Raw genomic sequence first — 679 nt, 5'->3', positions numbered from 1 at the left:
AATCTTTATCTCAAGCGGTGAGCATGATTTAACAGACAATATTATTCATATTGTCCTAGCACGTCTACCCAATGCCCCAGAAGGCACACGCGGTATCTCGCTATTCATCGTACCGAAGTTCACGCCGAATGCTGAAGGTGAATCTGGCGAGCGCAATGCCGTTGTCTGCGGCTCAATCGAGCACAAAATGGGTATCAGCGCCTCTTCTACCTGTGTATTGAACTTTGATGGTGCTACTGGCTACCTAATTGGCGAACCGCACAAAGGCCTAAAAGCGATGTTCACTTTTATGAACACTGCTCGTATCGGTACTGGTATCCAAGGTTTGGCGCACACTGAGCTGTCTTTCCAAAATGCGCTACCTTATGCCAAAGAACGTCGTTCTATGCGTACTCTGTCAGGTACTAAAGATCCTGAAAAAGTAGCTGATGCCATCATTCATCATGCTGACGTACGCCGTATGCTATTGACGCAAAAAGCCTTTGCTGAAGGCGGCCGTTCGATGATTTATCACTCAGCGCGCTATGCCGACAAAATGGCACAGGGTATCGTTAATGGTGATGACGAAGAGTTCGAAAAATGGGATGACAAGCTCGGTTTCTACACGCCAATCCTAAAAGGTTTCTTGACTGAATTAGGTATCGAAGCAGCCAAACACGGTCAGCAAATCTATGGTGGT

At 46.8% G+C, this 679-nt stretch carries 1 protein-coding gene; it reads left to right on the top strand.

Annotated features, from left to right (window positions below):
- The coding region (locus tag ACS8FC_RS17875; protein ID WP_459112980.1) for an acyl-CoA dehydrogenase family protein at window positions 1-679 on the top strand (679 nt) is incomplete at both ends.

This window comes from Psychrobacter sp. 1Y4 (assembly GCF_051847555.1).
Note: the sequence above shows the minus strand (reverse complement) of the source record. Positions and strands in the feature narration are given on the sequence as shown.